Genomic DNA, 13,819 nt, shown 5'->3' with positions numbered 1-13,819 from the left:
AATTCTATGTATTTTTATAGGCTAAGTTTTGTTTTTTCTAAACGACTTAAACACAACCATCTAAACTTCAAGAATGTACTTAATTTTCGATACCGAAACCACAGGATTGCCAAAACGTTGGGACGCGCCCATTACAGATACTGATAATTGGCCAAGGTGTATTCAAATTGCATGGCAATTGCACGATGCTATGGGGAACTGTATCGATCATCAAGATTATTTGGTGCAACCGGATGGATTTAACATCCCTTATGATGCCGAAAAAATCCATGGTATTTCTACCGAATTGGCACAGGAACAAGGTGTGCCTTTAGCTGAGGTTTTAGAAAAATTCAATGAAGCTTTGGGTAAAACCAAATTCGTGGTTGGGCAAAACGTTAAGTTCGATTTAAATATAATGGGCGCCGAATTTGTACGTGGCGATGTGGTAAACCCATTACAGGAATTACCCGTTTTAGATACTTGTACCGAGCACACCGCGCAATTGTGCCAAATCCCCGGCGGGCGTTATGGTAAATTTAAATTACCAACCTTAACCGAACTTCACGAATTTTTATTTAATAAACCTTTTGCCGAAGCCCACAACGCTACTGCCGATGTTGAGGCGACCACACGCTGTTTTTTCGAATTGATTCGATTGGGAGAATATACCAAAGAACAATTGGATGTTCAGCCCGATTATTTTCAAAAATTCTCGGAAGCCAATCCGCGAACCATTCAACTTATTGGTTTAAAGCACATCAATCTAAAAAAGGAAAGTGCTAAGATTAATGTGCGTTTGCAAAAAGCACAGACCGCTGATATTTCTTCGGCAGAAATCAAACAAAACGTATCCGAATTAAAGGAAGTCGATTTTGTGCATTTGCACAATCATTCCCAATTTTCGGTATTGCAATCCACCATGAGCGTGTCCGATATTGTTGCCGCCGCCGCCGAATACAACATGCCCGCTGTGGCGTTAACAGACCACGCCAATATGATGGGCGCTTTTCACTTTGTGAATGCAGTAAATAGACATAATAGTGGTGTTAAGGCTAAAATTAAAGCCGCCAAAGAAACAGGCGAAACGGTTACCGCCAAAGAAATAAAACCCATTATAGGTTGCGAGTTTTTTGTTTGCGAAAACCATTTGGATAAAACCAGAAAAGATAATGGCTACCAAATCGTACTATTGGCCAAAAACAAAAACGGCTATCATAATTTGGCTAAATTATCGTCGCATGCTTTTGTTAATGGTTTTTATTATTTACCTCGAATCGATAAAAAACTCATTCAAGAATATAAAGAAGATTTAATTGTATTAACGGGGAATTTATACGGCGAAGTCCCAAGTAAAGTATTAAATATTGGCGAAAATCAAGCTGAAGAGGCTTTGCTGTGGTGGAAAAATGAGTTTGGAGATGATTTGTATGTCGAGCTAATGCGCCACAACCAAGAAGATGAAAATCGCGTTAACCCCGTATTAATTCAATTGGCAAAAAAGCACGATGTTAAGTTGGTGGCCTCCAACAACACCTATTACAGAAAGCAAGACGATGCCAATGCACACGATATTTTACTCTGTGTAAAAGATGGCGAAAAGCAAGCCACTCCCATTGGTCGCGGTCGTGGGTATCGTTACGGATTGCCAAATCAAGAGTACTATTTTAAGTCTTCTGACGAGATGAAAAATGCCTTTAAAGATGTGCCCGAGGCGATTACAAATATCCAAGAGGTGGTCGATAAAGTGGAGGCTTATCAATTGGCGCGCGATGTGTTGTTGCCAGCCTTCGATATTCCCGAGCAGTTTAAGCACGAAGACGATTTAAACGATGGCGGAAAACGTGGTGAAAACGCGTATTTACGTCATTTAACTTACGAAGGCGCGAAAAAACGCTATGGTGAAGATTTAACGGAAGAAATTAAAGAGCGACTCGATTTTGAGTTGAGCGTTATTGAAAACACAGGGTATCCCGGATATTTTTTAATTGTAGAGGATTTTATTCGCGAGGCCCGAAATATGGATGTGTCCGTTGGTCCTGGTCGTGGTTCGGCAGCAGGTTCGGTAGTGGCATATTGCCTTTGGATTACCAATATCGATCCGCTTAAATACGATTTACTTTTTGAGCGTTTCCTAAATCCAGACCGTATTAGTATGCCCGATATCGATATTGATTTTGATGATGAAGGCCGAAGTCGCGTGATGGATTACGTGATTGAAAAGTACGGAAGCAACCAAGTGGCGCAAATCATTACCTACGGTACCATGGCGGCAAAATCGTCTATTCGAGATACGGCGCGTGTGCTCGATTTGCCTTTGTTTGATGCCGATAGAATTGCAAAACTTATCCCGACCATGTCTAAGCTCGGAAAGATTTTTGGGTTGGACGAAAAGGAATTGGCTAAAAAATTCAGGGCTGAAGATCTGGAAAAAGTCAATCAACTTTTAAATATTTCTGAAGGTGAGGATTTGGAAGCCGAAACCGTAAATCTTGCCCGAACGCTTGAAGGTTCGGTGCGAAATACCGGAATTCATGCCTGTGGGGTTATCATCACTCCGGACGATATTACCAAGTTCGTGCCCGTTGCAACAGCAAAAGATTCCGATTTATATGTTACCCAATTTGATAACTCGGTGGTTGAAGATGCTGGTTTATTAAAAATGGATTTCTTGGGATTAAAAACGCTGACTTTAATTAAAGACACCGTTAAAATTGTAAAGGCAAAACACAATATTCAACTCGATCCGGACTCATTTCCTTTAGATGATGAAAAAACATATCAATTGTTCCAACGCGGGGAAACCGTTGGGGTATTCCAATACGAATCTCCCGGTATGCAAAAACATCTAAAAGATTTAAAGCCAACGGTTTTTGAAGATTTAATTGCTATGAATGCCCTGTATCGTCCCGGGCCTATGGAATATATTCCGAGTTTCGTTCGCAGAAAACATGGCGACGAAGCCATTGAGTACGATTTACCAGCGATGGAAGAATACCTCAAGGAAACATACGGAATCACCGTATACCAAGAGCAAGTGATGCTACTTTCGCAAAAACTGGCCGGATTTACCAAAGGTGAAGCCGATGTATTGCGTAAAGCCATGGGGAAAAAGCAAATTGCGGTTCTCGATAAAATGAAGCCTAAATTTATCGAGCAAGCCAGCGCAAACGGACACGATGCCAAAATTTTGGAAAAAGTTTGGAAAGACTGGGAAGCCTTTGCGAGTTACGCATTTAACAAATCGCACTCCACATGTTATGCGTGGATTGCTTATCAAACGGCTTACTTAAAAGCCCATTATCCTGCAGAATATATGGCTGCTGTGTTATCCAATAACATGAACGATATTAAGCAGGTCACCTTCTTTATGGAAGAGTGTAAACGTATGAAACTAAACGTGCTCGGACCCGATGTAAACGAAAGTTATTATAAGTTTTCGGTAAATCAAGATAATGCGGTGCGTTTTGGCATGGGCGCCATAAAAGGGGTTGGCCACGGTGCGGTGATGACCATTGTTGAAAACAGAAAAGAAGATGGCCATTATAAATCTATTTTCGATTTCGCAAAGCGGATTGATTTACGAGCAGCCAACAAAAAAGCATTTGAAAATCTAGCATTAGCAGGTGGTTTTGATAGTTTGGCCAACACCCACAGAGCGCAGTATTTCCATGATGATGGTGATGGCATTACGTTTCTTGAGAAAGCTATAAAGTATGCCCAAAAACACAAAGAGAACGAAAACTCTGCACAGGTAAGTTTGTTTGGAGAGGCGAGTGAAGTACAAATTGCCGAACCCGAAGTGCCACCATGCGAAGAATGGGGCACGATGGAAAAACTGAGTAAAGAGCGCGAAGTTGTTGGCGTCTATATTTCTGGGCATCCCTTAGACGATTTTAAGATCGAAATGAAAACCTTTTGCAACGGTACGGTTGCCATGTTTAATAATTTAGAGCCTTACGTGAACCGGGAAATTGTTTTTGGCGGTGTAGTAACCGATGTGCAGCACCGTGTGAGCAAACAGGGTAAAGGATGGGCGCTATTTACCATTGAAGATTATACCGATAGTTTTGAGTTCAGGATTTTTGGGGAAGAGTATTTAAAGTACAGACATTTTTTACTCAAAAACAGTTTTGTGTTTGTAAAAACTTTTGTGCGCGAAGGTTGGATGAATAAAGACACGGGAAAGAAAAGCGATCCAAGATTGCAGTTTAACAGTTTCCAGTTGTTGCACGATGTGATGGAAAATTATGCAAAAAAGCTGTCTATTCAAGTGGATATTAAAGACCTGAGTGAACAAAAAATTATGGCATTAAAAGAATTGATAAACATGCATCCGGGGAATCAAGCTCTTAATTTTTTAGTGTACGATACCAAAGAAAAAATTAAATTGACCATGCCCAGTAGAAAGCAAAAAGTAAAAGTGTGCCAAGAACTTTTGGGTGAATTGGAGGCGCATGATGTTAGGTTTAAATTGAATTAGAGTGAAAAACAGAAAATAACTTAATGATAATAGATAGTAAAATCATCGTTAAAAACTATAAATGTTTTGATTCGGATGTTGGGGGTGGTTTTAATAAAATAGTTCCTATTAATTTAATAATTGGCAAAAATAACTCGGGGAAGAGCAGTCTTATTGATTTAATACAATTTTTAATTGATGGGAACGAAATATTTATAAATACTGGAAGAGATTCAAAATCTGCTGAAGTTATAGTTGATTATATCTTAAATGAAAAAAGTGTTGTGAGAGCCTTTCCTGCAAATACAGGTGGAGGTGGGATACCAGGAAACCATCTTGAGTATGGTAGACAATTCATTGGTAAGAAATATACCTATAAGCTAATTGGTAAAGGGCAAAAGTCTTTCGTTAATATTGAAACTGATTTTGTTAGTAATGCATACAGTTATTTCAACCAATTAGCTAATATCATAGAGCTTCCATTTGCAGGCAAAGTATTTTGTAATATTTCTGCAGAAAGAGATATTATTCCTGAACTATCGGAAGACAAAATTATTTTTTCATCCAATGGTGCAGGCACCACTAATGCTATTCAAGGAATATTAAATAGAACAGATAAAGATAGCAGGTTGGTCGAAAAAACGCTATTAGATGAATTAAATAAAATAGTTAATCCTGATATTTTATTTACTCGAATTTTAGTTCAATTAGACAAAGGTTATTGGGAGTTGTTTTTTGAAGACAATAAACAGAAAAGAATATCACTTTCTAAGATGGGGAGTGGTGTTAAGACTGTTTTATTAGTTCTGTTAAATTTAGTTGTTAGACCAAAAATTGAGAATAAAAACCCTAGTTCATATGTTTTTGCATTTGAAGAATTAGAAAACAATCTACACCCGTCATTACAAAGAAGACTATACGATTATATTAAAAAGTACTCTAAGAAACATTCTGCGTATTTTTTTCTTACTACTCATTCTAATGTAGTGATTGATTCTTTTGGGACTGATGAAAATTCACAATTAATACATGTTTCAAATGATGGAGATAAATCAACATGTAAAACCATCTTATCATATAATGATGCAAAACAAATTTTAAATGATTTAGGCATAAAAGCAAGTGATATTTTGCAAAGTAATGGAGTTATTTGGGTTGAAGGTCCAAGTGACAGGAATTTTATAAATAAATGGATAGAAATTTTAAATCCAGAACTTAAGGAAGGGTTACATTATGTTATAATGTTTTATGGTGGAAAATTATTATCCAATTTATCTTTTGATTTTGAGTGGTTAAAAAAAGAAGTTATACCATTATTGAAGATAAATCGTAACGCTTATGTTGTAATTGATAGAGATGGTAAAAATATTAACGCTAAGCTAAACGAAACAAAAATCAGAATTCAAGAAGAAATTGGAGAAGAAAGGTGCTGGATTACAAAAGGTCGAGAAATTGAAAATTATTTATCTGATGCAACTTTAACTAATTGGTTTAGAAACAAACATAAAGTTAAGGTAGAAATAATTAATAAAAAAGATATTAAACTAGAGGATAACATATTAAATACGGATACTAAGGTTAAATTTAAATACAATCTTAATAAGACAATTCATTCATCTGAGATTGTTGAATTTATAGATGAAAGTTCTTTGGATGTTCTTGATTTGAAGCAAAATTTGAATCAATTAATAGAAGCAATAATGACTTGGAATGAGTAATCTGATTTATCAAACCTTATTTTCAAACTCCTCACAATCAATCCGAATTTCAGAATTCAACAATTCCTTTTCCAATAAATTGCAATAATGTTGATTGTTGTTTTTTTGATAGAACTTGCAAGCATAACACGTGCGTTGCACCGTTAAAACACCTATTCGATTTAATTTATAAATGAGTTTGCTGAGCGTGTTGAAGGTGGATTCTAAATCGGCATCACTAATACCGTTTAATTGATTTTTTAAAGGTTGCGCAAAATTCTCGGTTTCTAAAATTATGGTTTTACCAGAATCTGTTAATTGTACCGCGTAGCTTCTACTATCGGAAGTGGAGAACACTTTTTCAATCAACCCTTTATTTACCAAAACCTTTACAGCATCACTAATTGTGGGTTTTGTAACGTTGAATTCTTTGGCCAAATGGCTCACATTACAAAACTCAATTTTGTGATAATTTATAAAAATGAGTATTTGAATTTGAATTGGGCTCAAACCTAAAAGCTTTGCCTTTTCCCAAAGCAATACTTTAAAGGCTTCGGAAATGCGCTCTAAACCAGCAACGATTTTGCTGGAAACATCAGAGATTTGCTGATTGGGATTAAAAATACTATCGCTCATAATAAAATGCCTGCCAATATTAGGTTGACAGGCAAAGTTAGTAATCCTAATTAAGTTAGTTGCAATTTTCCATTTCAATAATCGAAAATCCTTTGCTTTGGATGTCTTTTATAACGGCATCCGTAGCCTGTTCAATATGACAAAAATTACAGATTTTAGACGAGATGCTTTCAGTTTTAAAAGCTTTACTTTTTAAATAACTTGTACCGTAATTTAAAATGGTTTGCTCATCTTGTAAGCTGTTTGGCACCAGAATATCAAAATGCATTAACTTACCGTCGTCTCTTTTTACATAGGTATCCCAAACTGAAACTTTCATATTAACTTTTTTTAGATTTCCAATAGTTATTTGCTTTGGCAACGGTTTGATAATTTATAGCAACGACTTGCGATGCCGCTATTAAAAATTGGGCGTTATCCTCGTAAGCTTTTCTTCCGCTTTTTAGTTTTTCCATATCAGGTTGTGTGTATTTTACACCCATTCTCGACATTTTTATAGCAAGTTCAAACCCGTCTTGAGGTGTTTTTGTTATTAAAGTTGTTAACCAAATATCCATTTATTTTACTTTATAAGGTAATGATAAATCGCCACTCGCCACACTATACACCTCGTAAACGCCAAGCATGGGCGTATTTTCTATACTGGTGTTCACTTTCATGAAAGCCGTAACAGCATCAAAGGAAAAATCGGTTTTGTTATTGATTCTATAATCTGGAACAATTACTTTAATGGTGTTTGCTTTTGTAACAACAGGATACCCCGGAGAATCCATATACATGGGCATGCCTGGGTTTGTGGGCGGTAAAACCACAGACTCATCGTCTTTTTTAAATTGCTTCACCGAAAGTCCGCCTTTTACGCGTTTGTCTTCAACCAAAATCACCCAATGCGGATGCCATATTACACCGTCGTTGTCGTAAATAGCATCTGAGTTTTCATCCCAAAGTGGGGTGTCATCAAAGTCTGGATGAGAGGTAAGGGCAAGCGCAACAATACCTTCGGTTGCGTTAAAACCTACGTCTGTTGGCTTTAAATTTGTTGGGAATACATAGCCTAAAACGGGAGCGCCATCTAATTGGCCTGCTTTTTTAGGTGTTGTTTCGCCAGCATTACCTTTTACTGCAATTTCCCAAACGGTAATGTTTAAATCTGAATCGTGGGTAACATGCGTAGAGGTAATTGCGAAATTGTCGCTTTGGTATTGATGGTCTTGCCCTTGGATATTTGCTGTGTATAGAAACACAGCTGCTATTAATAATACTATTGATTTCATGCGTTTATTTTTATTGTTTTTTTAATTGTCACATGCGACATCCATTTAATCATTTCCTTGGGTATCAAGTTTTAGTTACGGATGTTTCATACATTTGATAGGTTTAAAAATTAGGATTCCTAACCAAATAGGTTAAAAAAATTAACCTTTTACCGCTTCCATTGAAGCGCCAAAGTTAATGTGAAGTACATTTCCGTTTGGTGTTACCAACGCTGGAACCGATTTTACACCAGCCTTTTCAGCTTCTGAAATTCTTGAACTGTCTTCGCCAAAATGTACAATGTCTACATTTTCTGCTCCTATTAAATTAACAATGTCGTGTTCTGCGCTTACACATACAGGGCATCCTGCGTGATAAAAAATTGATTTACTCATAATATTTGGTTTTAAAGATTTATTAGGATGTAAATATAGTTAGGATTCCTAACTAAATAAAATATTTTAACATTTATTTTTAATTTTAGTGCGATTCTGAGCTTTTTCATTAGAAAGAAAACGGGAACCTGTTTGTCGAATGCTTTAGGTTTTTAACGTACAATTAAAAGATTGCCACACTTCAACTGCGCTTAGTGCAGGCTATCTTCGTCCTTACAATTGCGGTATCAATTATACCTTATTATCTAAGTAGTCGCCTAAATCACTCAATTTATCATCCCAGAATTGCTCGTAAAACTTCAACCATTTATTGACTTTTTGAAGCTCTTTGGGGTTGGCGTTACAAAAGCGTTCCCGACCTTCGGTTTCAATGTAAACCAATCCTGCGTCCTCTAAAGTTTTAATGTGCTTGGTAACCCCTTGCCTTGTTATTTCAAATTGATTTGAGATTTGGGTAATAGACAGTGCTGAGGTAGCAAATACCAAGGCATGAAAAATATCACGCCTTGTGGGATCTGCTATAGCTTTAAAAAGTTTGGTGATTTTATCCTGCATTAACCTCTTGTTTTAAATAAGTGGTTAATCCGGACATACAATTATCCCATCCGCCGTTAAAGCTTTCAAACATGGCAATGGCGGTTTCGCCCGGGTAATTCGAAATATTGGAATGCTCTAATGTTAGCTTTGTGCCGTTTTGGGTGGCTTCCAATTCCCATTTTACGGTGGTCTCGACTTTGGTGTCGCCAACTATCCAAGTATATATTAACACATACGGATTTGCTTTTTTTACTTCGCCACTTATAATCGTGCAACCTTTTTCGTTTGGCGGCGATGTAAAGGTGTATTGGTATCCGGGTTCGGCTTTAAAATCGGCCGGGATAAACCAGGTTGATATTTCTTCGGCTTTTGTAATGGCATTCCAAACCACATCGATATTGTGATTTAGCATGGTTTCTTTTTTAATAACATCATTCATAATTGTTTGTTTTTTGATTAATATGCAACTTTGTGGTTGCTAAATTATGATAAATATTTTTAATATGCAACTTTTTGGTTGCGTAAATGAATTTTAAAATGGCGTTCGGTATTGCGCAAGGGATAGTAGCGGCATCCTTTTTTGCCATTAAAGCAAAAAAGATATAGCGGATAGCCCGACCTCCCGATAGTTATCGGGAGTGGTTGCGCCCTAAAAAAATTGAAATAACCTAAACCAATATGGTTATAAATAAAACAAATTGTTGGTTTGTAAGCTATAGAGAATATTTTGACTAAATTTGTAAATAAATTAAAAAGTAAAACCTATTAAAATATAAAATTATGGCATTAGAAATAACAGATGCGACGTTTGAAGAAACAGTTTTAAAAAGCGATAAGCCCGTACTAGTTGACTTTTGGGCAGCGTGGTGCGGACCATGTAGAATGGTTGGGCCGGTTATTGAAGAAATTAGCGGCGAATACGAAGGTAAAGCTGTTGTAGGTAAGGTTGATGTTGATGCAAATCAGGAATTTGCCGCAAAATACGGTGTACGTAACATCCCTACGGTATTGGTTTTCCAAAACGGAGAAGTTGTTGGAAGACAAGTTGGTGTAGCACCTAAAAATGCCTATACTGATGCTATTGATGCGCTTTTGTAACAGATAATTAAAAAGAAAAACGAAAAGGTTTGCCATTTATGGTGAACCTTTTTTTATTTTAGATGCAAAATTAAAATACAAATTATGGGCAAAAATAAAGTTCAGGATGCTATTGATAGCAAATTAATTGAAGCGCGCAAAGTGTTTTTGTGGGGACAGGTTGATGACGATTCTGCAAAACACGTGATAGACAGGTTACTGTATTTGGATGCTTTGGAAACCAAGGATATACATTTGTACATAAATAGCCCGGGCGGTTACGTAACCTCAGGTTTTGCTATTTATGATTGTATGCAATCGTTAAACAGTGATGTTTCAACAATTTGTACAGGTTTGGCGGCATCAATGGGTTCTATTTTACTATCGGCCGGCAAAAAAGGCAAGCGTTTTATACAACCGCACGCGCGTGTAATGATACATCAACCCAGTGGTGGGGCACGCGGACAAGCTTCGAACATAGAAATTCAAGCAAAGGAAATACTTAAAACAAAAGAACTTGGAGCTCAAATTTTAGCTGATAATTGCGGGCAATCGTTTGAAAAGATAATGAAGGATTTTAATCGCGATTATTGGATGGGTGCCGAAGAATCGGTTGCTTATGGGATTGTGGACGCGGTTATTTAGAAAATAGAAGATAGAAAAGAGAAAAAAGAAGAATTTTGAGTTTTTTTAGTCTTGTTTCTTGACTCTAACAGCGAAGCGGTCTAACATCTTAAACATGGATTTACAGCACGAACTTAATAAAGCCAGTGGATTTAAAAACCTCGAATTACTTGCAAAACAAGTGGTTGAGGGGTTTATTGCTGGGATGCACAAGAGTCCGTTTCATGGGTTTTCGGCCGAATTTGCCGAACATAAAATTTACAATCAAGGCGAAAGCACACGGCACATCGATTGGAAGTTATTTGCAAAAACCGATAAACTTTATACTAAGCGGTACGATGACGAAACCAATTTGCGCTGTCATATTATTATAGACAACAGCAGCTCGATGCATTATCCGGAAATGGATGATTTTTCAATAGATAAACTTAATAAAATAGGATTTTCGGTATTGGCTTCGGCAGCTTTAATGCACATGCTTAAAAAACAGCGTGACGCTGTGGGTTTGAGTATTTATAGCGATAGCTACGATTATTATGCCCCGGAAAAAGGGAGCGAACGCCACCATCAAATGTTATTAAATCAACTTAGTGATGCCGTAGTTTCGAAACCTTTGAATAAAACCACCGAAACGTATCGGTATTTGCATCAAATAGCGGAAAAGATTCATAGGCGCTCTATGATTTTTCTGTTTACGGATATGTTTCAGACTTCGGAAGATGACAGTAAATTGTTTGAAGCCTTGCGTCATTTAAAATATAATAAGCACGAGGTTATTTTATTTCATGTGATTGATAAAGACAAAGAGTTAAAGTTCGATTTTGATAATAAACCCAAGCGATTTATTGATGTTGAAACCGGAGAACACATTAATTTGTATGCCGATTCTATTAAAGACAATTACCATAAAGCCGTAAGCAGTTATTTTGATGCATTACGCTTAAAATGTGCGCAATACAAAATTAAATATATTGAAGCAGACATCAATAACCATTTTAACGATGTGCTGACCACGTATATGGTGGAACGCCAAAAATTTGTTTAAGTTGCCCGCCTTTCCGATAGGTATCGGGACTACCCAAAGGGGAGTAACGAATAGCTTATAAATTAAGCACTTATAAAACTATTGTTTGTTTGCTGGTTCCACCAGTATTTTTTTATAAAATTTATTTAAAAAACTTCAAAAAACATTTGAGATATAAAAAAAGGCGTGTATATTTGCAACCGCAATAATGCAACGGTCTGGTAGTTCAGTTGGTTAGAATGTCGCCCTGTCACGGCGAAGGTCGCGGGTTCGAGTCCCGTCCAGACCGCAAAAAAATTGCTATAAGAAAGCTCTGAGAAATTAGGGCTTTTTTTGGCAATAGCAAGATGTTGTGTTGTTCCTAGAGGAATCTAGGACGTAGTTATACCAAAGTTAATTTGGTATTCCAATGAGAAGCTTTCCTTTTTTCTGAATAAGAAGATTGGGATGCTTTTTTGTTTTAGAGTCTTTTTTGATATTAAGTTCTTTTAATGATGAGTATTTTTTACTTTAAGCTAGTGTAATTTAAAGATAGATTGTGTTATACTCAATTTGAGTATTGCTTAAGTTGCGATATTATTATAATTTCAAAGGTTTTAACCAACAATCTCCACTCATGAAAAATTTCTTAAAGTCAACCCTTATAATTTGTTTATTAATTATTATTAACTCCTGTTCTAAAAATGAGAGTGTAAATGATGAATCTAATGAAGTTGTAAATGATCCTAAATATGGTATTTCACAAGATGCCTCAAACTCATTAATATTTAGGACATACACAACAGAAGGAGATGTTAGTTTTTATGGAACTAAAGATAGTGATGGAACTGTAATATCTGTAGATTACGTAATGGTTAAAGTTGAGGAATTTGATGACCCAATATTAATTGATCTTTTAGAAAATGGAAGAATAGAATCAATATCAAGCCCAAATGGGGAGTATATAGGTATTGAATGGTTAAATGAAACTGAAATAAAACTTTTAGCAATTTCGGAAAATGGAAACCAAGTATATTTTCAAACAAATTTAAATTCACCTTTGGAAGAAGGAGATGAAATTACCTTTTTATCTAAGGGAGTTAAAACAAAATCAAAAAAGAATAATTCATTAAAATCAAATATAAAACCAGGTGCAAATTTAAAAGTAAGATTGAGAATGGATGGACAGCCATTTGATGATGCGAATGTAATTGTTGAAGCAAGAGGAGTAGATAATAAAGGAGACCTAATGAACTATAGTTATAAAGCTAAGCCTCAGTCAATTGAAAACGGAGTTTTTTCATTTTATATTTCAGAACCTGTTGCTGAAGAAATTGATTTTAATAAAGTTTGTTCAAAAGCGGAAGATGTATTAGGTACGTTATGCTCAGGAATTGAACCATTAATGGCATCTGGAGCTGTAGCTGGGACTACTTATTTGTGTTCACAGGTTGGTGTAGCTTTTAATGTTGCAGGTTTGCCCGCTTATGGAACATGCGAGGTTTTAACAAAAAGTTTATTGTTATATTGCTCAACTTTAGGTGCGTCTCCAGCTCCTGGAGCACCGAGTATAGCGTCAAAGATATGTCAACTTATTAATACACCGATATTACCGTCAAAGTATAAATTATCAGTAGGTATTTATATTAATGTAGGAGGAATTTACGTGCTAAATGCTGATCAAGATCAAAATGTTTCTGGTCCATTTGGTGATATGATATTTGAAATCCCTGAAAATGAATTGTTCAAAATATACGCGGGTCAATATAATGGTTATTGGTCGGGGAATATAATATCGCAATCTTATTTAAGTAATAATATTGTTACTCAAGAATGGTTTATTTGGCTTAGTATCCTTGAAAATGGGGAAGTGCTTTATAATTTTAATGAGTGGACAGTTGCTCCATTTTGGGGTGCTGGAGCAATTAGTAAGGGATCAAAATTATCTGGTACAATTAAAACAATATATTCAACTAATGAATTTGGTGAGTTCGTAATTGATGATACTTCTTCCATTATTAATACTGGTGGTGCCTATACTTTAGGGTTGGATGGTATTGAAACTTATCTAGGGCCACCAATATCAGCATTTGTTAGGACAACTATAGATAAATCATATATTATGTCTAAGTCTAAATAGTAGTATGAAATGGTA

13 protein-coding genes and 1 tRNA gene are annotated in these 13,819 nt (G+C 36.1%); 7 read left to right on the top strand and 7 right to left on the bottom strand.

The features are described from left to right. The first annotated feature begins 73 nt into the window (after positions 1–73). Together dnaE and RNZ47_RS01420 are read left to right on the top strand one after the other, a co-directional pair. Positions 74–4,462, top strand: a complete 4,389-nt coding sequence (gene dnaE / locus RNZ47_RS01425) for a DNA polymerase III subunit alpha (RefSeq protein WP_311935383.1) — start codon at positions 74–76, stop codon at positions 4,460–4,462. A 23-nt stretch (positions 4,463–4,485) separates the two neighbouring features. After that, positions 4,486–6,159, top strand: a complete 1,674-nt coding sequence (locus RNZ47_RS01420; RefSeq protein ID WP_311935381.1) for an ATP-dependent nuclease — start codon at positions 4,486–4,488, stop codon at positions 6,157–6,159. A 9-nt stretch (positions 6,160–6,168) separates the two neighbouring features. Here the strand turns inward: RNZ47_RS01420 and RNZ47_RS01415 are convergent, their stop codons facing one another. From RNZ47_RS01415 to RNZ47_RS01385, 7 genes are all read right to left on the bottom strand, one after another. Next, entirely contained in the window at positions 6,169–6,774 is a 606-nt protein-coding gene (locus RNZ47_RS01415; RefSeq protein ID WP_311935379.1) for a MarR family winged helix-turn-helix transcriptional regulator, read from the bottom strand. A gap of 55 nt (positions 6,775–6,829) precedes the next feature. Next, complete coding sequence (locus RNZ47_RS01410) at positions 6,830–7,093, bottom strand: DUF2024 family protein (RefSeq protein WP_311935378.1); 264 nt, start codon at positions 7,091–7,093, stop codon at positions 6,830–6,832. 1 nt (position 7,094) lies between these two features. Continuing rightward, positions 7,095–7,331: a hexameric tyrosine-coordinated heme protein gene (locus RNZ47_RS01405; protein WP_311935376.1), complete on the bottom strand. Its 237-nt coding sequence runs from the start codon at positions 7,329–7,331 to the stop codon at positions 7,095–7,097. Continuing rightward, positions 7,332–8,048: a hypothetical protein gene (locus tag RNZ47_RS01400; RefSeq protein ID WP_311935374.1), complete on the bottom strand. Its 717-nt coding sequence runs from the start codon at positions 8,046–8,048 to the stop codon at positions 7,332–7,334. A 141-nt stretch (positions 8,049–8,189) separates the two neighbouring features. After that, entirely contained in the window at positions 8,190–8,423 is a 234-nt protein-coding gene (locus tag RNZ47_RS01395) for a thioredoxin family protein (protein WP_311935372.1), read from the bottom strand. A 231-nt stretch (positions 8,424–8,654) separates the two neighbouring features. Next, positions 8,655–8,978, bottom strand: coding sequence for an ArsR/SmtB family transcription factor (locus tag RNZ47_RS01390; protein WP_311935370.1), 324 nt, complete (start codon positions 8,976–8,978; stop codon positions 8,655–8,657). Then, positions 8,968–9,399 carry an SRPBCC family protein gene (locus RNZ47_RS01385; RefSeq protein WP_311935368.1) on the bottom strand — a complete coding sequence of 144 codons (432 nt, stop codon included), beginning with the start codon at positions 9,397–9,399 and terminating at the stop codon, positions 8,968–8,970. The genes RNZ47_RS01390 and RNZ47_RS01385 overlap by 11 nt, the downstream gene beginning before the upstream one ends. A gap of 341 nt (positions 9,400–9,740) precedes the next feature. Between RNZ47_RS01385 and trxA the strand changes: the two genes are divergently transcribed. The 5 genes from trxA (at position 9,741) to RNZ47_RS01360 (ending at position 13,804) form a co-directional block, all read left to right on the top strand. Beyond that, positions 9,741–10,058 carry a thioredoxin gene (gene trxA / locus RNZ47_RS01380; protein WP_237240951.1) on the top strand — a complete coding sequence of 106 codons (318 nt, stop codon included), beginning with the start codon at positions 9,741–9,743 and terminating at the stop codon, positions 10,056–10,058. Positions 10,059–10,142: 84 nt separating this feature from the next. Further along, the gene (locus RNZ47_RS01375) at positions 10,143–10,682 is read left to right on the top strand and encodes a ClpP family protease (RefSeq protein ID WP_311935364.1); all 540 of its coding nucleotides are present in this window, start codon (positions 10,143–10,145) and stop codon (positions 10,680–10,682) included. 94 nt (positions 10,683–10,776) lie between these two features. Continuing rightward, positions 10,777–11,706 carry a DUF58 domain-containing protein gene (locus RNZ47_RS01370; protein WP_311935362.1) on the top strand — a complete coding sequence of 310 codons (930 nt, stop codon included), beginning with the start codon at positions 10,777–10,779 and terminating at the stop codon, positions 11,704–11,706. Positions 11,707–11,900: 194 nt separating this feature from the next. Beyond that, positions 11,901–11,974: transfer RNA gene (locus tag RNZ47_RS01365), tRNA-Asp, on the top strand. A gap of 327 nt (positions 11,975–12,301) precedes the next feature. Beyond that, positions 12,302–13,804, top strand: a complete 1,503-nt coding sequence (locus RNZ47_RS01360; protein WP_311935361.1) for a hypothetical protein — start codon at positions 12,302–12,304, stop codon at positions 13,802–13,804. Positions 13,805–13,819 lie beyond the last annotated feature (15 nt).

Source organism: Hwangdonia seohaensis (assembly GCF_031932625.1).
Taxonomy (GTDB): Bacteria; Bacteroidota; Bacteroidia; order Flavobacteriales; family Flavobacteriaceae; genus Hwangdonia; species Hwangdonia seohaensis.
This window is presented reverse-complemented; position numbering and strand designations above follow the sequence as displayed.

Bases quoted from the DNA above. Each gene is read 5' to 3' on its own strand.
- dnaE (WP_311935383.1), top strand. From the start codon at position 74: ATGTACTTAATTTTCGATACCGAAACCACAGGATTGCCAAAACGTTGG.
- RNZ47_RS01420 (WP_311935381.1), top strand. From the start codon at position 4,486: ATGATAATAGATAGTAAAATCATCGTTAAAAACTATAAATGTTTTGAT.
- RNZ47_RS01415 (WP_311935379.1), bottom strand. From the start codon at position 6,774: ATGAGCGATAGTATTTTTAATCCCAATCAGCAAATCTCTGATGTTTCC.
- RNZ47_RS01410 (WP_311935378.1), bottom strand. From the start codon at position 7,093: ATGAAAGTTTCAGTTTGGGATACCTATGTAAAAAGAGACGACGGTAAG.
- RNZ47_RS01405 (WP_311935376.1), bottom strand. From the start codon at position 7,331: ATGGATATTTGGTTAACAACTTTAATAACAAAAACACCTCAAGACGGG.
- RNZ47_RS01400 (WP_311935374.1), bottom strand. From the start codon at position 8,048: ATGAAATCAATAGTATTATTAATAGCAGCTGTGTTTCTATACACAGCA.
- RNZ47_RS01395 (WP_311935372.1), bottom strand. From the start codon at position 8,423: ATGAGTAAATCAATTTTTTATCACGCAGGATGCCCTGTATGTGTAAGC.
- RNZ47_RS01390 (WP_311935370.1), bottom strand. From the start codon at position 8,978: ATGCAGGATAAAATCACCAAACTTTTTAAAGCTATAGCAGATCCCACA.
- RNZ47_RS01385 (WP_311935368.1), bottom strand. From the start codon at position 9,399: ATGAATGATGTTATTAAAAAAGAAACCATGCTAAATCACAATATCGAT.
- trxA (WP_237240951.1), top strand. From the start codon at position 9,741: ATGGCATTAGAAATAACAGATGCGACGTTTGAAGAAACAGTTTTAAAA.
- RNZ47_RS01375 (WP_311935364.1), top strand. From the start codon at position 10,143: ATGGGCAAAAATAAAGTTCAGGATGCTATTGATAGCAAATTAATTGAA.
- RNZ47_RS01370 (WP_311935362.1), top strand. From the start codon at position 10,777: ATGGATTTACAGCACGAACTTAATAAAGCCAGTGGATTTAAAAACCTC.
- RNZ47_RS01360 (WP_311935361.1), top strand. From the start codon at position 12,302: ATGAAAAATTTCTTAAAGTCAACCCTTATAATTTGTTTATTAATTATT.